This window comes from Dysgonomonas sp. ZJ279 (assembly GCF_011039205.1).
Taxonomy (GTDB): domain Bacteria; phylum Bacteroidota; class Bacteroidia; order Bacteroidales; family Dysgonomonadaceae; genus Dysgonomonas.
Genome location: NZ_JAAKEL010000003.1, coordinates 214,422 through 240,065 on the forward strand (window position 1 = coordinate 214,422; position 25,644 = coordinate 240,065).

The 25,644-nt window shown below is 37.8% G+C and carries 17 protein-coding genes; 2 read left to right on the forward strand and 15 right to left on the reverse strand.

Annotated features, from left to right (window positions below):
* Nucleotides 1-27: 27 nt before the first annotated feature.
* Nucleotides 28-1,611 (reverse strand): SUMF1/EgtB/PvdO family nonheme iron enzyme, encoded by a 1,584-nt coding sequence (locus G7Y57_RS06265; RefSeq protein ID WP_165021350.1) that lies wholly within the window; start codon nucleotides 1,609-1,611, stop codon nucleotides 28-30.
* Nucleotides 1,612-1,819: 208 nt separating this feature from the next.
* Here G7Y57_RS06265 and G7Y57_RS06270 point away from each other — a divergent pair, with 208 nt between their 5' ends.
* Entirely contained in the window at nucleotides 1,820-2,809 is a 990-nt protein-coding gene (locus G7Y57_RS06270; RefSeq protein WP_165021351.1) for an FAD:protein FMN transferase, read from the forward strand.
* Between the two features lie 179 nt (nucleotides 2,810-2,988).
* Nucleotides 2,989-4,122 carry an ABC transporter substrate-binding protein gene (locus G7Y57_RS06275; protein WP_165021352.1) on the forward strand — a complete coding sequence of 378 codons (1,134 nt, stop codon included), beginning with the start codon at nucleotides 2,989-2,991 and terminating at the stop codon, nucleotides 4,120-4,122.
* Between the two features lie 4 nt (nucleotides 4,123-4,126).
* On the opposite strand, the gene G7Y57_RS06280 is transcribed toward G7Y57_RS06275, so the two are convergent.
* The 14 genes from G7Y57_RS06280 to pstS form a co-directional block, all read right to left on the reverse strand.
* Nucleotides 4,127-6,319: an alpha-galactosidase gene (locus G7Y57_RS06280; RefSeq protein ID WP_185153924.1), complete on the reverse strand. Its 2,193-nt coding sequence runs from the start codon at nucleotides 6,317-6,319 to the stop codon at nucleotides 4,127-4,129.
* A 201-nt stretch (nucleotides 6,320-6,520) separates the two neighbouring features.
* A complete protein-coding gene (locus tag G7Y57_RS06285) occupies nucleotides 6,521-8,740 on the reverse strand; it encodes a glycoside hydrolase family 3 C-terminal domain-containing protein (RefSeq protein WP_165021353.1) in 2,220 nt (739 codons plus the stop codon).
* Between the two features lie 171 nt (nucleotides 8,741-8,911).
* Nucleotides 8,912-10,237: a DUF5125 domain-containing protein gene (locus G7Y57_RS06290; protein WP_165021354.1), complete on the reverse strand. Its 1,326-nt coding sequence runs from the start codon at nucleotides 10,235-10,237 to the stop codon at nucleotides 8,912-8,914.
* 15 nt (nucleotides 10,238-10,252) lie between these two features.
* Entirely contained in the window at nucleotides 10,253-11,743 is a 1,491-nt protein-coding gene (locus tag G7Y57_RS06295) for a glycoside hydrolase family 30 protein (RefSeq protein ID WP_165021355.1), read from the reverse strand.
* A gap of 30 nt (nucleotides 11,744-11,773) precedes the next feature.
* Entirely contained in the window at nucleotides 11,774-13,300 is a 1,527-nt protein-coding gene (locus G7Y57_RS06300; protein ID WP_165021356.1) for a RagB/SusD family nutrient uptake outer membrane protein, read from the reverse strand.
* A gap of 11 nt (nucleotides 13,301-13,311) precedes the next feature.
* Nucleotides 13,312-16,239, reverse strand: coding sequence for a SusC/RagA family TonB-linked outer membrane protein (locus G7Y57_RS06305; RefSeq protein ID WP_410492640.1), 2,928 nt, complete (start codon nucleotides 16,237-16,239; stop codon nucleotides 13,312-13,314).
* 273 nt (nucleotides 16,240-16,512) lie between these two features.
* Nucleotides 16,513-18,144: a DUF6377 domain-containing protein gene (locus G7Y57_RS06310; RefSeq protein WP_185153925.1), complete on the reverse strand. Its 1,632-nt coding sequence runs from the start codon at nucleotides 18,142-18,144 to the stop codon at nucleotides 16,513-16,515.
* A gap of 468 nt (nucleotides 18,145-18,612) precedes the next feature.
* Nucleotides 18,613-20,340 (reverse strand): sensor histidine kinase, encoded by a 1,728-nt coding sequence (locus G7Y57_RS06315; RefSeq protein WP_165021358.1) that lies wholly within the window; start codon nucleotides 20,338-20,340, stop codon nucleotides 18,613-18,615.
* A gap of 71 nt (nucleotides 20,341-20,411) precedes the next feature.
* Nucleotides 20,412-21,113, reverse strand: a complete 702-nt coding sequence (locus G7Y57_RS06320; RefSeq protein WP_255491355.1) for a response regulator transcription factor — start codon at nucleotides 21,111-21,113, stop codon at nucleotides 20,412-20,414.
* Nucleotides 21,097-21,765: a phosphate signaling complex PhoU family protein gene (locus tag G7Y57_RS06325; RefSeq protein ID WP_255491356.1), complete on the reverse strand. Its 669-nt coding sequence runs from the start codon at nucleotides 21,763-21,765 to the stop codon at nucleotides 21,097-21,099. Before G7Y57_RS06325 ends, G7Y57_RS06320 begins: the two co-directional genes overlap by 17 nt.
* Nucleotides 21,766-21,853: 88 nt before the next feature.
* Nucleotides 21,854-22,636 carry a phosphate ABC transporter ATP-binding protein PstB gene (pstB, locus tag G7Y57_RS06330; protein ID WP_165021360.1) on the reverse strand — a complete coding sequence of 261 codons (783 nt, stop codon included), beginning with the start codon at nucleotides 22,634-22,636 and terminating at the stop codon, nucleotides 21,854-21,856.
* Nucleotides 22,621-23,499 carry a phosphate ABC transporter permease PstA gene (pstA, locus tag G7Y57_RS06335; protein ID WP_165021361.1) on the reverse strand — a complete coding sequence of 293 codons (879 nt, stop codon included), beginning with the start codon at nucleotides 23,497-23,499 and terminating at the stop codon, nucleotides 22,621-22,623. The genes pstB and pstA overlap by 16 nt, the downstream gene beginning before the upstream one ends.
* On the reverse strand, nucleotides 23,496-24,344 hold the full coding sequence (pstC, locus tag G7Y57_RS06340; protein ID WP_165021362.1) for a phosphate ABC transporter permease subunit PstC: 849 nt from the start codon (nucleotides 24,342-24,344) through the stop codon (nucleotides 23,496-23,498). The genes pstA and pstC overlap by 4 nt, the downstream gene beginning before the upstream one ends.
* Nucleotides 24,345-24,407: 63 nt before the next feature.
* The gene (gene pstS, locus G7Y57_RS06345) at nucleotides 24,408-25,454 is read right to left on the reverse strand and encodes a phosphate ABC transporter substrate-binding protein PstS (protein ID WP_165021363.1); all 1,047 of its coding nucleotides are present in this window, start codon (nucleotides 25,452-25,454) and stop codon (nucleotides 24,408-24,410) included.
* Nucleotides 25,455-25,644 lie beyond the last annotated feature (190 nt).

Genomic DNA, 25,644 nt, shown 5'->3' on the forward strand with positions numbered 1-25,644 from the left:
ATTTTATCAATTTATTAAACTACAAACTTAGATATTAGATTCACATACTACCCGAAAACCGATACCACGAATATCGGAATACCACCAGATACTTTTAGGTTGTTGAGGATCTGTTTTCAGCCATGTGTCGTGTTTAGTATAATCTCGGGCTGCACTTCGTACATCGGCAGCATCGGATGTGTAGTTTCCTCCGCGCACAACCCATTCTGTACCTTCTGTACTAATAGGATTAGTTACATTTTCTCCTCCTTTGCTGTAAGCTTGAGGATCATATTTATCAGCACAATATTCCATTACGTTGCCCAGCATGTTTTTTAACCCGAATGGGTTTGCTTTGACTGTCGATGGTTCTTGTGTTTTATTTTTGCTGTTTTTACTATAGATTACAAACGAAGATATACCTTCTGTGTCCGCATCAAAGAACTTACGCCAGAATCCCTGATCGGAAAAATCTTTTGGATTGCCGGGGAAGAAATACGGAGTTTCGGTGCCACCACGTGCCGCATATTCCCACTCGGCTTCGGTAGGTAGCCTGTATTTTTTGCCTGTTTTCTTTGATAGCCATTGGCAGAATGTTTCGGCTGCATAATGTGTCATTGTAATAGCAGGACGATCGCCTCCGCCCCAACCTTGGTCGGGGAATCCGAACGGTGGAGTAGGCCCCGATATAGCATCTACATTCGGGTTGTTATTATTTGCAAATACCATTTCGGGAGGGGTACGACCTTCACTCATCGTATTGGCATAGAATGCCCAATACAAATCCCATGTAATCTCAACTTCTGCCATATAGAATGGGCTTAGAGTTACATTACGCACAGGCGCTTCATCTTCCTTATGGAAAGGTTCTTTATCGGTGCTGCCCATTTTGAACGAACCGCCATTGATAGCCACCATCTTGAACGATAATGGTGTACCCGGTATTTGTTCGTCAAAATTTTCAAATTTAGTAATTGGAGTAGCAGTCTTAAAGTATGCGCTTGTATCCGGAGCTGCACTATTCGACGATCCGCCAAATCCGGGTACGCCGGCCATTTTTCCGTGCACATAGTTTGGGTTATGATGTCCTACATCCAGATGGCAACTGATACATTGCAGGTTTAGCTTTTTCTCATTTTCTTCGTAATATAAATGTGCTGTGATAGCGTCGTCCGAAATTCCTTGGGGAAACAAATTCTGATGGCATTCTTTACATGATTCATTTGGAATATATGTAACTGCATAATCCAGTTCAGACATTCTTTCCCAATCGAAATCCGTACTGTCTTTCGTAAGGTATCCCCATACATCTCTTATCCCTAATTTAGCTTTTGCTGTATAGTGATCCCAAGTATGGCTTTTGGGGGGGAGATGGCAATCGACACAATGTACTTTTACACCACTTCCATTGTTTACATGCGAAGATAATTTCCAGCTTTCTTCAACGTGTGGATGTACATGGCACATCATACACGATTCGTCAGTAGAAAAATAAACGGAAGTTTGATACAGCGATACAACGATAGTTATACCTAAGAATAATCCTAAAAATAGATAGAATGATTTACGTTTAAAAAATTTCTTTTTACTCTTCTTTTCAGAAGAATCTTTAGTAGTTCTTTTGAGATTCATTATGTGTTTTTAGTACTTAGAAATATTAGATCGAACAATTAGTACAAATAACGGTAATAAAATTAACATCACTAATTCTTTTCTTGAAAAAAAAGTGCTTCTTTTCTTAAGAAATGTTTAATATGTGTAATTTTGATTTTTGTTGCATTGTAATCATTAGAATGCAATTTTGAATAAAAACCATTTAGAGAAACAACAATTGAAGATTATGCGCTATATTATTATACTTATATCTATTTTTTATCTGACTAGCTGCGACTCGAAAAAAGAGTTAAGTTATATTGAAGATAAAGGCGATATTTTCCATACGACCTATTCTATTAAATACGAATATACGCACTCTGTGAAAAATGAGATAGAGGCTGAGCTTCTTAAATTTGATGATTCATTGAATCCATTTAAACCATCATCTATTATTACTAAAGTAAATAATAACGAAGATGTGGTTCTAGATTCTCTTTTTATCAATGTCTTTAAACGTGCGCAGGAAGTATCGGAGGTTTCGGGCGGATTATTTGATATAACCGTATCGCCGCTTATCAATGCGTGGGGTTTTGGCTTTAAAAATATGGATAATGTAACCCCTCAGATGATCGATAGTTTGAAACAACTGGTGGGGCATGATAAGATAATGTTGCGCGATGGGAAAATAGTGAAATCCGATCCGCGTATACAGATCAATACATCGGCTATTGCTAAAGGCTATTCATCAGATATAGTTGCTTCGCTTCTCGATTCGTATGGTATAAAGAATTATATGATAGAGATAGGAGGAGAGATACGGACAAAAGGAATAAATGCTAAAGGTGGGTGCTGGCATATTGGTATCAGTAAGCCTATCGATAAGAATGTTTTCGATTATCAAAAATTGCAGACAATAATTCAGCTTTGTGACAAATCGATGGCAACATCCGGCAATTATAGAAACTACTATATTAAAGACGGAAAGAAATACGCTCACACCATCAACCCAAAAACCGGTTATCCTTCGGAAACAAATATTCTTAGTGCTACTGTAATAGCAGACGATTGTATGACAGCCGATGCTTATGCAACTGTATTTATGCTGGCAGATACTGCTGTCACAAGGAAAATAGCACAGAAAGAAAAATTATCGTATCTATTAATATTGGGAGCAAGTGATAGTTCGTTTGTGATAGCTAAATCACTGGATTTTGATAGTTATGTTATAGAGTGATTTTGCTTTTTATAATGAATAATTATGTATCAAGCCAGTGGATATAACTTCTACATGTTTATCTATATAAGATTAAAACATTAAAGTTAATTGATAAAGGTTACAGAAAGGTGACAAGCAAAAACAAGGCGAAATGTGTTACCTTTGTTACCTTTTAACAATTAGTAATCAATAAATATATGAGAATCAATAAAATATTATTCACACTACTTTTCCTTTCTCTAATGCTTGGTGCTTGTAAGAAGCAATCATCTACTGTTATAGACAACAAGCAGATAGCTGATTATGATGTGAAATATGCAAAAGGCTTCACCGTAAATAAGATGCAGGGTTATACTATCGTTGAGGTACGTAACCCATGGGATACAACGCTTCTCTTGCAGAAATATATTTTGGTAGATAGAGATAAGGAAATCCCGGCTAATCTTCCGCAAGGAACTCTTATTAAAATTCCAGTGCAAAGTGCTATAACCAGTTCGACTATACATTGTTCGACTCTAAAAGAAATTGGCGCTCTGGATATAGTAAGAGGTGTTTGCGAGTTGCAATATATCAAGCTCGATGAGATACAAAACGGAGTAAAGAACGGAGCGATAAAGGACTTAGGCTTGGTCAATAAAGTAGATATCGAAACGATAATCATGCTCGAACCCGAAGTCATTTTCACTTCACCAATCAGTGGTCAGAGCTATGGAAATATAGAGAAGGCGAAAGCTCCCCTTATCGAAACGATCGATTATACAGAACCAGATCCTCTGGGGCGTGCCGAATGGATTCGATTTTATTCTCTTTTCACAGGAACAGAAAGTCTTGCAGATTCGCTATTTGATATAACAGTAAAGAATTATAATGAAGTAAAAGCCATCGTTGCAAATGTGACGACACGTCCGACTGTATTTACCGATATGAAATATCAAAGCAACTGGAATCAGCCGGGAGGTAAAAGTTATATGGCTAATATGCTGGCTGATGCAGGGGCCGATTATGTATGGAAAGACGATAGTTCGACCGGATTTCTGCCATTATCGTTTGAAGCCGTATTAGATAAAGCGGGAGAGGCAGATCTTTGGCTTATAAAATACTTTGCACCCGAAACCATGACATATGAGAGTTTGAAGAATGAATTTAAGTCGTATTCGTATTTCAACGCCTTCAAGACACGAAATGTATTTGCTTGTAACACACAGTTCTCTCCTTACTACGAAGATTTACCTATACATCCTGATTGGATATTGAAGGATATGGCTTATGTGTTTCATCCCGACTTATTTCCCGATTATCAGCCGAAATATTATAGTAAGGTTAGAGAGTGATAAGTCACTCTCTGATTACAAACCATGTATAAGAATCCGGTTCTATGCTAAAGGTTAAATCGGCAGAAAAGTCACGATTCAATTTATAATTCCTCGGACTGCTATCTTTCTCACTTATAGTTGCGTTATCGGTTAAACCTGTATAGTAAAGAGGAAGTTTAATCGTTCGGGTTATCTTTTCTTTAGTGGGATTGTAAAGCATAACGAATCCTCTTTCTTTCAGATTCGGGTCAGCATGCAATATTCCATCCCAGTCGCGACCGTCGGCTCTGCGTAAGTGTATAATATCGGCATTGAGTATATCCCTGTATTTCTTATACCAGTCTATTACAGCGATTACAGTTTGTTTTGTCTCTTCGGTATCGTATAGGCGAGGGCCTCTGTAACATGCCTGTATTCCTGCACCATAATATTGTATCATCAAGGCTCTGTAATCGTTAAGATGGTCATTCAGTGGCTCTAAAACTGCATCTGCTTTCCCTCCGTGATAAGCAGTGAGAGGAACAAATCCCCATCCCATCGAAGGTGTCTTGTCCCAAGTACCGTCAAATATATTCTGGCGGTTGAGTATTCGTTGCTGTTCGCGGGATAAAGCGAAATTAACCTCTCTGTATCCCAGTGCTATTTTGTTTGCCCCATCGAGGAAATACCAGTCGGGTGCATTTACATACACACCATTCTCGTTCATCCAGTGAAAAAGGCTCTTTTGCATGTTCATCTGAGCCCATTGCGAATCATCTAAGCCCTTGTGACCGGGATGTGTTGTAGAAGCGCATACATCGCCCGGATAAGGTCCGTCCATTTCGAGTATATCGAAGCCTGTATTTTTGAAGAAGTCGATAATTGCCTGATAGTATTTTTGACCCCATTCGCTGGCAAAGCAAGGTGCATTACCGAAAAATGCGCCGCCCGGTTTTCCTGTCTCTGCGCTGATAACGTCGGTCTCAGGCGCTATGGTTCTTGAACTGAAGAGCGTATATCCTCCGATTTTCACACCCTTGCTATGTGCATAATCCGCTATCGCTTTCCAACGATTATGATTTTCAGTGGTATTTTCTTCGATGTTCAGATTGCTTCCGAAACTCAAAATAAGAGCTTCGTATCCTGTCGCTGCACATTGATCGATGGCAGTATATACTTGTTTGTCGTCTTTACTCACAAGGTGCATAAATATTGGGTTGCTTGTGGTCCATGGAGCAATAGTCCGATACATCTTTTTAATAGCTAATCCTCTGCGTTCTCTGTCGTAGCTATCCATTAGTAACTCATTCGTACGAAGGGATTTAAATGTTTCGTTAGGTAATAAAGTGACATCACTTACTTTTTCAGGGTATACTTCAAGCAGGCAGGGTGTATTGAAATCGTAGTTAACCTGCGATGTATAACTTTTGTCTATTTTCCAATGCGTTGTCTGATCGCTAAGAGGATATTGCATCGAGTTGTTGTATGCGTAATTTGTCTCGATATAAATACCTGCAGGCTTCTTCATTTGTTCGGGTTTGCCTACTACTGCACTTTCTTCTTCGACAACGGCTAGAATTTCGTTAATTACCCTATTAATAGTTACAGATCCGGTGGTATTATTTTTTATTTCGACAGATTTATTAATAAGGGGGATGCCATCATACAGTTCGTATCGAACATATACATCTATACCTTTTAATTCATTTAATGATGATTGATATTTAAAAGATAGAACTTTGCCTGTCGGGGCTTGTTTATTTGCTGTCCAAAAGTCGGTTTTCCAATCGAGGATCAACTTAATATCGTCAATGTTATAAGATACATAATTGAAGACAGAATCACCTTTTTTGAAGCTTTCGATCCATTGGGGTAGAAGATAAGCATTTTCTGTTTGCCCATATAGACCACCTACATAATAGTCTTTACCATTTATATTTACCATCGCTTCAGGTTTTACAGCCCTTAGCAATTGTTGCCCGTTGATGAGGTTTTTATAATCTATACATGCTACATCGGGGGCAATGCGAAAAGAACGTTTTACAAGTCCGTTATATAGAATAATATCTTTACCATTATGACTTTGATAGATCTCGGCTTTGGCACTTTTGTTATTTAATAACCAGTCAGTGGTCGCATTTTTGTTATCATATTCTGTATTCCAACGAGGTAATTGTTGGGCAAAAGAATTAGCAAAGAATAAACATAATAGTGGTAAAAGAATTAAGTTTTTCATAGTAAATCCGGTTTTTAGTATTAGCAGTTTACAAATATACAATTTGTAAATTATTTATTATTGTAAAAAGTTTGGAGAATGGTGAACTAATAAAAAGACAGGACCAATATAACACTATTAGTCCTGTCCGAATTTACTTTTCTTATGCTTCAATTGCAGCATAAAGAGAACGAATAACTTGTTTAAAACAATCTTTATATATTATTTCAAGTCAAAAGCGACTTTACTCTTAATATCTGTAGACGAAGCACCTACTAAAGCCTCAAATTTACCTGATTCGGCAACCCAATCGTGTTTGTCGGCATCGAAGAAGCTAAGAGCAGCTTTGTCGATAGTGAATGTCACTGTCTTTTCTTCACCAGCTTTTAAACTGATCTTATCAAAAGCTTTCAGTTCTTTTACAGGGCGGGGCAGTGATGATTTCAGATCACTGATGTATAGTTGAACGATTTCTTGCCCGTCTCTGTTTCCAGTGTTTTTTACCTTCACAGAGAAAGTAATCTTATCGCTTTCTGCCATTTCTTTTTTGTCAGCTGATACTTTACCATATTGGAAAGTGGTATAGCTTAGACCGTGTCCGAAACTGAACAGAGGTTTGATCTTCTCTTTGTCCACCCAACGATAACCGACGAAGATACCTTCGTTGTATGTTATTTCGCCATTGCCCGGGTACTCACCTAATGTGTGAGCTCCATTGTCTTTTAAGCTGACAGGGAATGTAAACGGAAGTTTGCCCGAAGGGTTTACATCGCCTACTAATACAGAGGCAATTGCATTTCCTGCTTCTGTCCCTAAATACCAAGCTTGAACAATTGAAGGTACTTCATTAACCCAAGGCATTGCCACTGCGTTACCCGAAATGTTTACAAAAACAAGGTTCTTATTAACTTTAGCCAATTCAGCTATCACTTTGTCCTGACCATAAGGTAGTCCCAACGATGCGCGGTCATTACCTTCGCAGTCTTGCCCGTCATTTTTGTTTAAGCCTCCAATAAAAATAACTACATCAGCATCTTTAGCTACTTTGCATGCTTCGGCAATTAATTCATCGGCAGAACGATTGTCTGTAATATTTTGACCTGTACCTAACCCATCTTGTCCGCCTGATGTTTCACCTACATATCCGCGTGCATATATTACTTCAGCCTCACTTCCTACACGTTTTTTAATTCCGTCCAAAGGCGAAACTTCATATTTAGCTTTTAGTGAAGAACTCCCTCCTCCAACGGTCATTATCTTGATTGCATTTTCACCTATTACAGCTATTTTTTTAGTCTTACTCAAATCGATAGGTAAGACATTATTCTTATTTTGCAATAAGACAATACCATCTTGTGCAATTTTACGTCCGGCTAATGCGTGTTCTTCTGTTGCGAACGATCCCCAAGGACGTGTTGTATTCATCGTAGTGCGGAATACCATGCGAAGTATGTTACGTACTTTCTTATCTACTTCTTCCTCCTTCACTTCACCCGATTGGAGAAGTTTGAGAAATGGTTTTGCTAAGAAATAATTGTCGTAAGCATTCGAAGCGCCCATTGTCAACCCATCTGTCCACGAACCGAATTCCATATCCAGTCCATGATAGATTGCTTGTTTGGTATCGTTTACGCCGCCCCAGTCTGATACAACTACTCCGTCGAAACCCCACTCACCACGAAGAATATCATTCAATAGATATTCGTTTTGGCATGCCCATTGATCTTTGTACTTATTATAAGCACCCATTATAGCCCATGCTTTACCTTCCTGAACTGATGCTTTGAAAGCAGGTAGATATATTTCGTACAAAGTGCGGTCATCTACATTTACATTTACTGTATGACGATCTATTTCCTGATTGTTCAATGCGAAATGTTTTACACATGCAGCTACACCATTCGACTGTACGCCTTGTATATAGGGTACAACCATGCGCGAAGCAAGCATAGGGTCTTCACCCATATATTCGAAATTGCGACCATTTAACGGTGTGCGGTAGATATTAACACCGGGTCCTAGTAATACATTTTTATTACGATAGCGTGCCTCTTCTCCTATTACTTTTCCATAAAGAGCCGACATATCTGTACTCCACGAGGCTGCAAGGCATGTTAGTGCAGGGAATGCAATACATGAGTCATTGGTCCATCCGGCCTGATCCCATTCGTCCCAAAGCACTTCCGCACGGATGCCGTGAGGTCCGTCGGTCATCCAATTTTCGGGAATTCCTAAACGGGCTACACCTGCAGAACTGAATTTTGACTGAGCATGACATAGAGCGACCTTTTCTTCTAATGTCATCCGAGAAAGGGCATCTTCTATTCGCTGTTCTATTGGTTTTGTATCATCTAAATAAACAGGTAATTTATTTTGTGCCGTAGTATTGACACAGATGCCTATTGAAAATAGAACCAGAAGTGATTTAATTGGTTTAAGCATAATTTATTATTTGATTATTTAATTACCGAAGTGTTTGTAATATAACTATTCTCCATGTTTTATAGAAAATAACGTGAGCTCAAAATTAGCTTTATTTGATGAGATTTATTCAAATAATTGCTACAATCGAACTCACGTCGAAAAGTATTTATACTCAAACTCTATGGCATATTATTTTTTCACAACAGTTAATACTGCTTGGTCATTTCCTTGACTTAAGTCTACCGTGAAAACATAGATAGCCCCACTTTCAAGAGATTTACCTTCTACAATACCTAAATTGCCGGAGTCTCTTCCATTATCTCCATCTCCGATAAATATAATATCGCTGGTTGTGGTAAGTGTCGTATTTGAAAACTCACCACCCCATCCTTTTTGATGGAAGAACTTGAAATTAATATCGTCGGCGTTCACAGTCTTACCTGCTTCAAGAACGACCTGATATTTTTTATTGCCCATTGGCGCGAAACATAAGGCTCCATCAGGATTCCATCCCACAACATTACTACTTACTGATGGTTTGCCTATACCGTCGCCGATTATCCAGATTGCTCCTGTTCCATCAGCTCCAAGAGTAGCTAAATTGCTACCATTGAGCGCTTCAATGATAAAATATTGATTGCTGGAGTTTGCAGTTATTCTATAATTGCCGCTCATGGCTGCGAATGTAAGATTACCATCTGCATCTTTGTTGAAAAAAGCAGGATCTATCCACCAGTTATTTATATTACTGAAACCTGTAAATGTGATTTTTTGTTCTTTTGTTAGGTTTAAATCAATTTTGAAATTATTATCATCTACCTGTTGCATTATTTCTCCGTTTACTTTATATATAAGGAATGGAGAAGCCTCATAATTGTAGGTATTTAAGATGATTGAATATTCACCTGCATTTATGTTCGAGAATGGAATTTCGTTTGTCGACCCTAATGTAATGGTATTATCTTCCCATCCAAAAGTAAGTTCATTACCATATGTACCTACTTTAGGGGTTTTGATATAACCATTAACTTTTTGAGGAAAATTGTCGGTTACTTTATATTGGTACAGTCCAATCCTTTCCATACGGTAATTTCCATTTGCAGTAACAAGTGTCAGATATGGATAATCGGGACGAGAAAGAGGCAAGTCATACGATTCTTCCGTAATGGTAAAATTAATATTTTGCAGAATTAGTTTCAATGTAGCTGTCCCATTTGGAGTATTGGCATTATATGGTATATATATCTTGCCTGAATATTCTCCGTTTGTTTTTGTGCGGATAACTGTTTCAGAAACTTTCTCTTCATCAAAAAACAATTGGGCTTTTACTGTTGATAATGGGATTTCTGCATCTGAGACATCAATAGTGAACTCCAGACTGTCGCCAAACATGGCACTACCGAATTGTGTTTTAGTATTCAGAACAGGGTTGCCTGGATTATCATCATCGTCACTACACGAATTAAACGTGATAATGGCTGATAGGATTAATATGATATATAAATATTTTTTCATAATACGGATATTAAATTATTTTTTCCATTGGTAAGAGACTACAGCTTTAGCCGGTACATCATAGCTGAAATTATTTGTACCGTCATTCAAGACTATCGCTTTCGATTCATTCGTATTGTTGAGTAAAACAAAAGCGTAGGTTCCGTCTGTATTTTCGAAAGCAGTATATGTTATGCCGGAAGCTGTAAAGCCACTAGTGCCGATACGTGTCGCTCCGGGTTTTACTACTGAAGAAAGGTGACCAACAATATAATAATGAGAATTTCGTGTGATTGTCTTATAATCTGATCTGTCTATATCGACAGCACCGTAACATGTTTGGCAACCGCCGTCACGATTAGGTCCTCGCTCACTATCCAGCATCAGGTTCCATACTATTACAGCTTTACACCAGTTGTTGATAGTGCCTAATGCTACCTCTTCCATATCATCCATTAATCGTTTTGTCAGATTATGTCCATCATTCCATGTGCCAATGGATGTTTCTGTAAAGATTAATTCTTTGTCAGGGCGTTTATTGTAAACATCTAGAAGCTCAGCTTTATCACCACCGTAGTTATGGAATGCTGCACCTGTTATAAATTTGGCTGCTGCTGCATCGTCATAAATTTTGATGGGATAATCGTTTTGATCTGCCATGTTATCATAATTATAATTATGATCGAATACATATATTTTTGTATCAAGACCTGCAGCTACTAATTTAGGACCTAGGGCATCTCTAACGAAAGCTTTTTGTTCTTCCCATCCCATGAAAAGAGAGGCAGAGTTCCCCCTGTTTAAAGGCTCATTCTGAGGAGTGACAGCATCTACATTGATTCCGTTTGCAGCCATTGCTTGTATCCATTTCACAAAATATGTACCATAGTCCTGATAATATTTAGGATTGAGTTGTCCGCTTGTCCATGAGTTATATGGTTGAAGATCTGTCAGATTATTTACCTTCATCCAACGAGGTGGAGTCCAGGGAGAGCCTATTATCTTCAAATTCGGATTAATTGCCAATATTTCTTTCAGAATAGGAATAACGTATTCATTCTCCTCATTTTGTAAAGCGAAGTTTTCTATTCCTTTAGTATCACAGCAAGTGTATTCACTTAACGAGAAATCGGAGCATCCGATTGCAATACGTATATAGCTTTGGCCCATACCCTCTGTTTCGGAAAAAGTCTCTTTCAGAAATTTAGTTCTGTCAGCCTGAGCCATTTTCAATAAATTGAAACATGTAGAGCCTGTTATTGCTGCACCAAAACCGTCCATTGTTTGATAACGCTTTGTTGGGTCTAGTGTTATTATTGATGGAGACATGCTCGGTTTGTTGTTAAAACTGGCAGTCTTTTTGGCAAAATCGAGCGATCTGCTGTTTGTCGTAACATAGATTGTTACATCTCCTTTGCCGGGTACTTCGGGTGTGACTACAGGCGCTTCCGTTGGAGATTCTTTACCACAAGCTGTCGCAACACATGCCCAGCACAGAAGAATGGGTAATATCGTTTTTAATTTCATGTTATTTCTCATTATATAAATTATTTAGGCTTAATAACCAGGGTTTTGAACTAGATTAGGATTTTGGTCGATTGAGCCTTGTGGAATCGGCAGTCTGTACGAATTCTGATCGAAAGGATACATTTGAGGTTTTCGACCCGAATCTTTTGCATATACAGCATTCATCACTTCTTCAACCTTACCTAGTCTAACTAAGTCGTACCAGCGTTGACCTTCGAATGCCAATTCTAAACGACGTTCTTTTAGCAGGGCATTTTCCATTGAGCTTTTGCTGCTTTTATCAGATGAAGAAAGTTTAGCTATCCCTGCACGTGTGCGGATTCTATCTATAATAGTTGCTGCACCGGCTAAGTCCGGACCGTCTTTCATAATTAAAGCTTCGGCTTTTAGTAGCAGAACATCTGCATACCTGTATTTGATAATACTGCTATATGCCGAACGACATTTATACATAAAAGGATAGTTGTCTGACGGATAATAGTTACTCCATGTACACTTATAATATACAATAGACTCTTTATAGCGTATTAAGTCTCCCTCGTTCTCGAATGCCTTGATAAGATCGCGCGAAGGGGTTACCCATTTAGCCCACGTAAAATTATTATTCCAATTTACAAGGTCTCTACCGAACATCCATGTACACCAGTTTCCACTTCCGGAGAAGAATTGTGCTTCTAAAATAGACTCTTTTGTATTTCTGGCTTTGGTATCGGTATTGGTTTCGTTCATGCCAAACAGATCACTAAAATCAGTTACTAAATCTACACCATCCGCTGCAACCTGATCGCAATATTGAATCACTTTGGTATAATCTCTAAGTGGTTTTTCGGCATAAACTTTAGCTAATATTGTGCGTGCTACAGTTTTGGTGAAGATAGTTTTATCTGCAGCATTGTAATCGGGGGCTGCCGCAATAGATTCTAATAAATCTGTTTCTATTTGTTTGTAGGCCTCATCTTCTGTACTCTGCGACGGGAAATATTGTGGATAAACACCTTCTATTGATTCTGAAGTAATATCTTCCGCCTCTGTTATGATAACGGGAATACTGCCCCATAGTCGTACCATATCGAAGAGAATCATTGCTCTGAAAATCCTAGCTTCTGCTTTGTATTGTGCTCTTTCCGAGGATGTCAGTGAATTATCCTGAACATCATCAATGTTACATATTAGCTTATTTGCACGGGCTATATCTTCCAAATATCTGTTCCAGTCGCGTTCGATTATAGAATTAGAGCCTTCTATACTATTGGTTTCGAAAGGCATAACTTCAGCACCGGTTACTCCTGCATACGCATTGTCCGCGTGAGAGTCCGATATAATGAGAAAGTCGTTATACCAATGCTCTTGGCGATCACGCATTCGCTGATATATTGTTACAAGATGGCTTTCTACTGCGGCTTTATCTTTAAAGGCCACTTTTTCTCCACTTTCAGTCACACCTTCAGTTACGTCCGAGTATGTATCAATAGGGTCGTAGTCCAATGAGCATGAAGTATTAGTGAGTATCAGGCACGAACTACATGCCAGTCCTAGAAATATATATTTTAGTTTCATATAGGTTTATTTTAAAATTCGAAATTAATACCAAACACATACGATTTACTATGAGGATAAGTACCCCAGTCTATGCCTTGTACTGCTCCATTATTTCCCCATTGGTTCACCTCCGGATCCATTCCCGAATAATTAGTCCATGTTGCCAGATTGCTTAATGTAAAGTATGGCTGTAGACGGTTTATTCCGATCTTCTTAAGAACTTCTCCTGTGAAATTGTAAGAGAACGAGATGTCTTTAAGGCGTAGATAACTACCGTCTTCGATGAAATAAGTCGAGTTTTTCATATCGAAGCCCGCTTTAGGTACATCGGTTATCTGACCGGGTATTTTCCAACGGTCCAGTACGCGTGTAGATTGGTTTTTACCATCATACATACCTTCTGTTTCAATTCTTGAAGCATTGAAGACATCGTTGCCGTACGATCCTTGAATGAATATACTCAGGTTGAAGTTTTTCCATGAGAAAGTATTTGTAATACCATAGGTGAAATCAGGATTAGGATCTCCAATGTATGTTCTGTCTGTCGAAGATATTTTACCATCCCCGTTCAAATCCCGATACATCAATTCTCCATTTTCCGGATTTACGCCATCGCTGATATAACCGTAAAAACCACCCAGAGATCTTCCCGGTTCGTTGCGTACTACTGTTTCATTTATAACATCGCTTGTTCTGGCATCGTTATATATTTGCTGTAATTCGAGACTCTTCAATTTATTCTTGTTGAATGAAATATTAAAATCAGTATTCCATGAAAATACACCTTCCAAATTTCGACTACTTACAGTCGCTTCGAAGCCTCGATTTGTCATTTCCCCTTCATTACGAGTAATATTGTTGGCTGCTGCTGCACCCGATGGTAATGATACACTCATCAACATATCACTTGTCAATTTATAATAATAGTCAAGATTTATTGTAAGTCGGTTTCTGAATGCTGTAAAGTCGATACCCAGATTGGTTTGTGTTGTTGTTTCCCACCTTAAGTCGGGAGTTCTCAAGTTAGCTTGGCTAATGGTTGGAAGAGAATTTTCTTGTCCTGTAACAAACCACTCTACTCGGGTTATGTTGTAGCGTTGTAAATAAGCATAGTCGCCTATACCCGATTGGTTACCTGTTTTACCCCAGCCTCCACGAATCTTCAAATCGTCGAGCCAGTCAAGTCCTTGCATAAAATCTTCGGAAGATATACGCCATGCTGCCGATATGGATGGGAATGTACCCCAGCGATGATCGGGGTGCAATTTTGAAGACCCATCTTTTCTTACATTTGCTGTAATGAGGTATTTACTATCGTAATTGTAAGATATACGTCCTAAATAAGACATGATACCCCATTTGGACGCGCCTGATCCGGTATTGTTCCATGCTATTCTGTTAGCGGCATTTAATGTCTGGATTTGATCGTTACGAAAGTGAGAGCCGTTAATCCAACTATTACTATAATCGGAGTCAGTCCACGATGTACCCGCCATTACTTCGAATGCATGCTTGTTGATTGTTTTGTTATATGTTGCTACATTTTCAAAAGTCAATACAGTATTCATGTTCCGGTTGTCAGAAGCTTCTCCGAATTGATTTCGCCCCCAAGCTGTAGAAATAGGATCTAAAAACGTTGTATTTATAGCATTTCGACGGTCAAGAGTAAATGATGATTTCAAATTTAATTCGGGCATAAATGTTATTATCGCATTACCGGATGCTAATAATCTATTTTCTTTGTTTTTATTATTTTTACTTCTTTCCATATTTTCCAATGGATTGGTAATATTTCCAATACCATAGAAATTGTTGTAATATTGATTTGGATTCTCCGGATCCCAAACCGGAGCATAAGCCGGTGTATTAATTACAGATAGGACAACTCCACCACGATTTGCACCAAGACCTGTTGTTAATCCATTACTTATATTATCCGAATAAGAAATGTTTGCGTTGAGGGTAAGCCATTTGCGAACCTTACTGTCGATGTTTGCTCTAAAACTATAACGTTTATAGTAAGCTGTATTCAATACTCCTTTTTCGTTGAGGTATCCACCCGATATGAAGTATTTTAATCTTTCTGTTCCATCAGAAATGGAAACTTGGTAGTTCTCCATTCGACCTGTCGAGTAAGCTTCGTCGAACCAGTTTGTTTGGTCAGTCAGGTCTTCAGGTAAAGATATCAGTCCTATTTCGTTTTGTAATTCTCTATATTGAGAGGTATTGAGAGGTTTGATCTTGTTTGTTACTTTACTTGCACTGAATTGTGTGTTAACTGTTATTTTAGCGCCATCGGCAGCAGATCCCGCTTTAGTTGTAATTACTATAACCCCGTTCGCTGCACGTGAACCATAGATTGCGGCAGAAGAGGCATCTTTTAGTATTTGTAGGCTTGCTATGTCATTTGGAGATAAGAAATTCAGATTGTCAACAGGTACTCCGTCTACTACATATAGCGGGTCATTACTTCCGTTGAATGAGGTAGTACCACGAACACGGATCGACATTTCGCCACCGGGAGCACCATTGGGTTGTATGACTGAAACACCCGCTGCTCGACCTTGTATTACCTGAGCTGTAGATACAATAGGGCGTTGGTCGAGGTCTTGTGTCGTAACACTCGATATGGCAGTCGTAACATCTTTACGTTTAACTGTTCCATATCCGATTACAACAACTTCATCTAACAGCCTGTTTGATTCATTTAGTTTTACATTCATTTTTTCGGTAGTTGCACGAATTTCAATGGGATCAAATCCCACATAAGAGATAACGATAAGTGCACCTTGAGGTACGTTGGTTAGAGTGAAATTACCATCCATGTCGGTTACAGTACCATTGGTTGTCCCTTTCTGAACGATTGAGACTCCAATAAGGGTTTCCCCGGAAGCGGCGTCGGTTACAGTTCCTTCAACCTGCATATTATTTTGGGCATAAATAGGTACTGAGACCATGCATGCAAATAATAGGCATAAAGTGTAGAAAAATTGTTTTTTTAGTACAATTAGATTCATAGATTCATGATATTAAAATTAGTATATAAGATACGGTTGTCCAAAAACATAAATAAGGTTAAGCATCGTTTAAAAATGTTTTTGATATAGTGAAACTACCTATATAGAGCCTTGTCTTTTTTTTGTGCGGAGAAAAAGTACTAAACTGAAAATGCTAACTACTGTTTTATAGGTAATTAGCATTTATTCGGTGGTATAAAAAGTACTGACTTATTACTTGTATTTTTTGCTTACCGCTCCAATTTCTTTCACTCTTTCCTCAAATTCGTCACGAGAATCGGCAGCTTTGTTTCTGACTTTTGTGCGGTAATTGTAAACAGTTCTTAAAGAATATCGAAGGAAGCTGGCAATCTTAACACTGTCGGTAATACCTAGACGAATTAGTGCGAATATCCGTAATTCGGTATTCAAAAATTCGCCTTGCTTGGGCAGTATCTGTTCATCGGGGAGAAGCAGGGCATTGAACTCCTCTACGAAGGTTGGGTATATATTTAAGAAGATGGAATCGAAGTTTTTGTATAAATCTTCCAATTCGTTTTCGATCAGTATGGTCGATTTAAGAGCTTTGAACAAATCTTCGATCTTATTGTTGGCTGCAAGTTTGCTTAATGATTTGCGATAATCTTCAAACTTATCTATGTACGTTGAGCACAGATCGAAAAAATGTGCTATATATTCTTCTTTAATATGATTTGCTTCACTCAAACTACTATTAGCACTATTTAAATCTTCGTTCAGTTTGCTTAGTTTTACATTTGTATGATATAGCTCTTTTCTGATACGCGACAGTCTTTTCATTTGCCTGTACACATAGATAATACCAATGATAAGAAATACCGATAAGATACTGATGAGTATTAAATATGATTGAAGTTCTGATTTTTGTTTATTCTCTTTAGCTTGGTATGCTGCATTTATTAGCGGATAGAAGGATGATGTTTCGAAAGTTCTGCACCGAACATTACAAAATACAGCATCGTTTATGGCCATTTCTATAAATTTATATGCGAGATCTATGTCACCCATTCCATAATACATTAATGCTAATCCCTGTAATGAAGCATTGTCTTTTATCGAGTTTTTGATATCGGTAATAGCAGACATGGATAGATACTTTTTTTGTAATTCAATATTACCGTCTTCTTTATATTTTAGTCCGAGCATGTAGGCAATTACCGCACGATCGGCATCTTTATCGGATGTTTTATCTAAAAGAGATAACAGAATTGTTTCGGCCTCGTCTCTTTGCCCTTTATAAAATATTTTGGTAGCATAAGTTATTTGGTATAGAGTCGATTGAGTGTCAAGAACCATTAATAGGGAATCACGATATAACTCGCTTTTCTTATAATAATTGGCGTTATTGTTGCTTTGTCCATAATGGCTGCAAAATGCATTGTATATTTCGTAATAGTCGGGAAGTTGCTCTTTTATCAATGTAGACCGATCTATATTGTCGAGTATATTCTTGGCTTCTATATATAGACCTTCTGTCGAATATAGCCATGCCAGTTCCAGATTAGCTTCATTCTTAAGATCGAGATTTCCAATCTGATTTGCAATTTTAATATTATCTAAAACATAGGTCACGGCAGAATCTGATATATATTTTCTATACTCGTTGCACAGCTTACTATTGATCTCATATATTTGCTCAGGATATAAGTTCTTTATAGTCAACATTTGCTTTAGATTCTGTATGTTCTTTTCTTTAACAGCATCATAAGACTCGATGTTATTCAGCGCATTATTTAGTTCCTTGGCTATAGAATCAGTCTCATTCTTAGATGAAATATTGCCAAGTGCAGTAAATAGTAGAATTAGTATAATAATGTATCTTATCATAGTAGTTGTTTGGATATGCAGACCATTTATGGGTTAGTAGTAGAAAATCGTATTGTTATCTCAAGAGGTTATATCGTTTCGTTAACGAGTTGCATAAACAAAGAAAACCCGGACCTCATAGAAGCCGAGCAGATAATTTATTAAAATTAAGGGAACTCTTGTTTGGACGGAATAATATTACTATATATTCTCTCTCTCTCTCTCTCTCTCTCTCTCTCTCTCTCTCTCTCTCTCTCTCTCTAATAAAACATGGTTAACCTCCAAATTTTCAGCAGAAAAAATGATAGGAAAAGCTGATATATATTGAGGGTAAGCTGTCATTAAATTAAAAATGAGCGAGATTTATATTCTGCTACAAAGTAAATACAAATATCTGAACTATAAAATATTCAAATATATTTCGTAGTTCAGATATTTGTATTTGAAATAGGGGTTTGCTAAACAGAAACCGATATTAGCATTTATGATCTATTTTTTTAATGTGAACAGAAATTCGAGCCCTCCATCTATCCTATTTTTTACCTGTATTTCTCCTTTGTGAAACAATACAGCATTTCTGACAATAGATAATCCCAGACCAGAACCACCAGCATCTCGTGTGCGTCCTTCAGATACACGGTAGAAACGTTCGAATAAGCGGTTCAGATGTTCTTCGCCGACACCTTTTCCTGTATCATAGAATGATAGGTATAGGAATTTTTCATCTTCCATGTAATTGTTTATATGTATCTCGGTATGTGGCCCAGCATAACTTATCGAGTTATCTATTAGGTTACGGAAGATGGAATAGAGTAAAGTATAGTTACCTGTCAGATGTAAATCGTCTTTAAGTGAAATGTCGAGTTTTATATCGTTTTCTACCAACTTGTCTGTAAGATCAATACGAACATCATTTATAACCTGCGACAGATTGATGTTCTCGGTCGTAAATTGTTTTGTCGACTCTTCCATTTTACTGATGAGGCTTACGTCGTCTATCAGATTAGATAAGCGAATCGATTGTTGGTATGCTCTGTCGATAAATTGTTTTTGTTTATCAGCAGGTAAACTTTGCTCATTCAGTGTTTCGAGGTATCCACGTAGGCTTGTAACAGGTGTGCGCAATTCGTGCGCTATGTTATTAGTCATTTCTTGTTTCAACAAACGGTTTTTCTCAACCTTGGTTATGTCCTTTATCGTTATTTCGAAGCTTTTATCTTCGAATACGATTGTTTTTATCAGGAATACTTTACCATTTCTGTTAAGTTCGAATATAGAATGGTTTTGTACTTTATTTGTATCATTCAGAAACTCCATGATAGGACTGAATGCGTCTTCCTGAAAAATCATGTCGACATTGAACATCGGTTTATCGGCAATGAAATTCATAAAGTGGATGAAGTGCGTGTTGGCATAGACCTTTTTGCGATCGGACGAGAATATGCATAAACCTTCTTCCGAAAATTGGAAGTGGCGTATAATTTTCTCACGTTCTAATTCTATATTGTGCTTTATTTTTTCTTTTTGGTCAAATATATCCACTAACTCATATCCGATCTCTCCTAATTCATCATCGGGGAAATGTATATCTTTTGGAAGTGGTTTATCTCCTTTTATCAGTGAAGTAAAGGTTTTCAATCTGGCAATGGAACTACTAAATCTTCCTGCGGCATAATTCAGTAATACTAATACGATAATGAACATTATGCCGACAATATAGATAAACATTTTGTCAGCTTGAAGCATATTTTTTGTTTCAATATTGTAAGGTAGCGCTACACGTACATAGTATGATGGATAATGTTTTGCATAATAAATATACTCGTGTTTTGTAGATGCCGACATACGGATATTCCAACCATGCGATTGATATTGTGCATTTCTTATTTCGGGGCGATCCAGATGGTTTTCTAATGTATTTAAGTTAGTTACATCTTTGTCGTATTTTACTTTCCCTTCTGTACCTATTACTGTGATACGGATATCGTCTGGCAAAATGTCTGCCAGATTATGGAGTTTAGGTATGGTTGTATCATTCAACTGATTTTGCTCAATATACTTGTGTACAATTTCGGAATAACGATCCAAACGTGCTATCAGATCATCTGTGCGATACTTTTTTTCTTCGCTTTGTTCAAATATAATTATGCTCCCTGCAAATAACACAAAGATGACGAGGAAGTAACAAAAGATGCGTTGTTTATATGTCAGTTTCATAACTATATTGAGTTTATGATGTATTAAGAAATAATTATTGACCTGTTTTATATTACAAAGGTTTACGACCTTTATTTGTTGTGCATATTAAAGCTGTATCCGTACCCTGTACGATTGACAATGTAATCGCCATATTGTCCTATCTTTTTCCGAAGGCGGGTGATGTGTACATCTACCGTCCTGTCTAATACAATGCCGTTTCCATCCCATGCTTTTTCTAAAATATCGGAACGGGAGAAAGTCCGCCCTTCGTTCTGAACAAGTAAGACAAGTATATTATATTCGGTTTTTGTAAGATCAATAGTCTCATCACTGATAGAAACAACTTTAGAATCTAAATCAATTTTCAGATTGTTTATATCCAGAACCTTAGCTTTCTCGGCCTTCTCTGTTAAGCTCGCTCTTTTCACTACACTTTTTACACGGGCAATTACTTCTTTTATCGAGAAGGGTTTAGATATATAGTCGTCTCCTCCGATCGAAAATCCGGTCAGCATATCATTTTCGGTATCTTTTGCCGTTAAGAATATAATTGGAATATTGTTTCCCAGCTTTCTCAATTGGTCGGCAAGTTTAAATCCCGATATGCCACCCATCATAACATCAAGAAGAATCAGCTGATGCTTAGGTGATAGCTTTTCGAGTGCCTGTTCAGCCGACTCAGCCTGATCGATGATATATCCTTCGTGTTCGAGGTTAAATTGAAGGATTTCGCGGATGTCGGCCTCATCGTCTACTATTAGTATAGATGTCTCGTTATTCTTCATTTCCATGTCTTATATCTTTTCCTTCGGTCAAATAAATAGTTGCCTCGGCAATATTAGTAGCGCTATCTCCGATGCGTTCGAGATTGTGAGATATTGCATTTACATTGATAATGTTTCGTATCTGATCTTTGCTTAACTCTTTAGTGGCGAATGTTTCCTGTAAAGATATTCCAATTTGATCAAACAGGCTGTCTACTTTATCATCGTCTTTAATAATTTTGTATGCAGTATGACTATCGCGGTTCGAAAATGAAAATATAGCATTACGCAACATTTCATTTACAGCTCCTAACATTTTATGTATCAATTTCCGTATTACATCAAAATCAGCGTGATGTATATCTGTTACTTTAAGGAAATGGATGATATTTAAAAGCATGTCGCCGACACGCTCCAGATTAGTTGTAATATCCTGATAAGTAATTATTTTTCTTAGATCGGCAGCTATGGGGTTGAACTGGAAAATGGTAAAAACAACTTCTTCTCTGATTTTTATTTCCAGCCTGTCCATTATTATTTCGTTCGATTCTGCTTCTTCATAAAGCGCTTTGATACTATTGTCTTCGGACAGCCTGTTTACAATCTGCATCTGAACCAAAGCGGTTTTTGATAATAACTCAAAATCGTTAAGTAGAATTTCGAGTTGCTTCAATTTCATATTTGTTGTCATCGTTTTTTCTATTTTAGATAGCTACATGGTAACTATTGCTTGTTATAACTCTAAAGTAATAAAAAGGTCTGTGACCTTAACTAAATACCCCTGTCAGATAATCTTCTGTACGTTTATCCTTAGGCTTGGTAAACATTTGCTTGGTTGTGCCATATTCTACCAGTTCGCCCAAATACATAAACATCGAGTTGTCGGACAGACGGGCTGCCTGCGACATATTATGCGTTACAATCACAATTGTATATTGCTTTTTTAATTCTAATATCAGTTCTTCTATTCTATTCGTAGAAATGGGGTCGAGTGCCGATGTCGGCTCGTCCATTAATAGCAGTTCGGGCTTAAGAGCCAAAGCACGGGCGATACATAGCCGCTGTTGCTGACCGCCTGAAAGGAATGTTCCTTTTTTCCCTATCGCATCCTTTACTTCGTCCCACAAAGCCACACTACGCAGGCTTTGCTCTACGATTTCTTCCTTATCGGATTTACTCAGTTTTATATTATTCAGTTTATAGCCTGCAAGTACATTGTCAGATATGCTCATCGTAGGGAATGGATTCGGTCGTTGAAATACCATACCAGCCAATCGACGAACTTTCATCGGATTCATTTCGAAGATATTTTCACCTTTCAATAATATTTCACCTGTGGTTACAATATCCGGATATAGTTCGTGCATGCGATTGATAGCACGTAACAGAGTACTCTTACCACAGCCCGAAGGGCCCATTATGGCAGTAACTGTATTTGGTTTTATCCCTGCACTTACTGCATTTACTGCATTTTTGCCCGGAGTATAAGATACAGATACATCTTTCAACTCAAGTATATATTTATTGTCTGTCGTTATTGTATTTTCCATTTTTTAGCTATGCTTTTTGCAAATATATTAATTCCTAATACGATAAGAAGTAAAAATAATGATGATGACCAAACTAAATCCGCCAAGTTGGGATCGTTATAAAATTCCCATATCAATAGCGAAATAGCACTTGTCGGTTGTGCGGCATCCCAGTTGACAACCGATGCGCCCAATGCTGTAACCAGTAATGGTGCTGTTTCACCCATTACACGCGATACGGCAAGTAGCGATCCTGTAAATAACCCTCCGAATGCTGAAGGTAGTAATATTCTGAGTACTACAGAACTATAAGAACCACCTAATGCCAGCCCTGCTTCTTTGAGCGAAGTGGGTAACATCTTAAGACTCTCTTCTGTGGAGCGTATAATCATCGGTAACATCATTATCGCCAATGCTACGCTACCAGCCAGCGCAGAGTAACTGAACATGGGTTTTACCACCCAGATATAAACGATTATACCTATTACGATAGATGGAATACCTTGTAAGAGATCGGTAAGGCTTCTGATTAATTTGCTGAACCGTGTATTTTGATTTTCTGCAAGATAAATGCCGGTCATTATGCCGACCGGTATTGCTATCACGATTGCCATAGCCAGAATAAATAGTGTACCTGCTAATCCGTTTAATATACCGCCCGGAATAAGATCACCGCTTATACGTGCAAGCATGGCTTCCATCGATGTGGGTGCAACCTCTGTAAATAAGCTTACATTAAATTGTCTGTATCCTTTCTTCACCAGTTCCCACAAGATGAGGAAAAGAGGAATCATTGTAATAGCCGAAAAAAAGCAGACACTAAAGAAGAATGCCCTATTCTTGGCTAATCTATATCTGGAACTTGAAAATATATTCTTTTTCATCTATTTACAATTTTCATGATATACTTGGCTATAAAATTGATCGAAGCTGTTATAAGGAATAGCAGCAATCCGATAGCCATAAGCGAACTTAGTTTTAAGCCATCGGCCTCTCCGAATTGATTGGCTATGATACTAGCCATTGTATTTCCTGTATCGGATATGCTTTGAGGTATATTATTTGTATTTCCTATCAGCATGGTTACAGCCATTGTTTCGCCTAATGCACGCCCGAAAGCTAATATATATGAGGCGAAAATTCCCGATCCTGCAACGGGGAGGCTTACTGTTCGTATTACCTCAAGATTAGTTGCTCCTAAGCTGTATGCTGCTTCCTTCAATTCGTTGGGCACCATCGATATAAATTCGGTGCTTAATGATGAAGCGTAAGGGATAATCATAATCGCCAAGATAATGGACGATAATAATACGCCGAATCCTTGTGCACTGAGTCCCATATCAACAAGAATGGGGCGTAGTACATAAAATCCCCATAAACCGTAAACGATCGATGGTATGCCGGCTAGTAAATCTACAATAGAACTAACTACTGTTGCTATTTTTTTACCTCTGAAGTATTCGCCGTTAAACAAGGCAATCGACAGTGAAAAGGGTATACAGAACAGTAAGGCAAGAATAGATGTGATAAGTGTACCTGTAATGAATGATAAGGCTCCAAACTGGTTGTTGACCGAATCCCATTCCGAAGAAGATATGAATCCGATGAATCCGAAGGATGAGAAGGCGTCTATGCTTTTGCTTATTAAGCCATAGACTATACCTGCTGTCAGAAGTAATATCAAACAAGAGGCTATAAAAAGTATTATCTTAAATATTTTGTCTTTCATCTTAACGAGTATATAAACCCTTTGTGTAATTTAAAATTTAAGTAAAAGAATATGAGTTCTTACTTATTCTGTAACAATCGGATTTCCGTTAAAAGTCATTGACTTAATAATTGCCTGCGTTTTTTCAAGAGCAGCGGGCGATAGTGGAGCATAGTGAGTTTTTGCTGCAATATCTTGTCCTTCTTTGCTTATAACAAAACTAAGCAGGTTGCTGAGTGATTTGGCTGTGTTTTCACTTCTGTTATTATATCCTTGTTCTTTGTAAGCAATTATCCATGTGAAAGTGCTGATAGGGTAGGCTTCAGGATTAGGCGAATTGGTAATCATCAGGCGGGTATCAGCTGGCATATCTACGTTTGCAGCAGCAGATATACTTTTGGTATCGGCTTTGATAAAATGACCTGCACTATTTTGTAGCGATGCGGCTGTAATGTTCAGAGCTAATGCATATTCAGAACCGATATATCCGATCGAACCTTCTGTTTCGGCAACAATACCTGCTACTCCCGGATTTCCTTTAGCTGCGATTCCGGCAGGGAATTTCAGCGATTTACCGCTACCTATTTCATTCTTCCAATTGTCATTCACTTTGCTCATATAGTCAGAGAACACAAATGTTGTTCCACTGCCATCCGAACGATACACGGCAGTTATTGCTTTGTCAGGGAAAGTTATACCCGGATTTAATGTTTTAATTTTTTCGTCATTCCATTTGGTGATTTTACCTCTGTATATATCTGAGATAACTTCGGCAGTCAGTCTCAAGTCTGTAACATTAGGTAAGTTGTATGCCAGCACTACGGCTCCGAGTGCAGTAGGAATATGTACTATATCTGCACCCATATCTTTTAGTTCGGCATCAGATAAAAATACATCAGTAGCACCGAAGTCAACTGTTTTGTCTTTCAGACTGCGAATACCTCCGCCACTACCTACGGCTCCGTAAGTAACATTGTTTCCTGCTGTTTGAGAGTAACTTTTAAAAACGATATTGTAGAATGGTGCGGGAAATGTAGCTCCTGCTCCCGATAATTTTGCTCCGTTTTTGTTAGATGAACTACAAGAAACTAGAAGTAAAGCTGCGAAAGCGAAAAATAGTATCTTTTTCATATTTTTTCTTATTTATATATCGTGACTTTATTAATTCTGATGCAATATTATTTCATTATTATAACACTTCTGCTACGCAATTGTTACGTAATGGTTAAGATTATTTTACAAAAGGTTAATTGGTAGATAGACAAATAGGTAGTTCAATCTGAGTTTGATATTATAAAACGAGCAGTAACATTTTTATTTG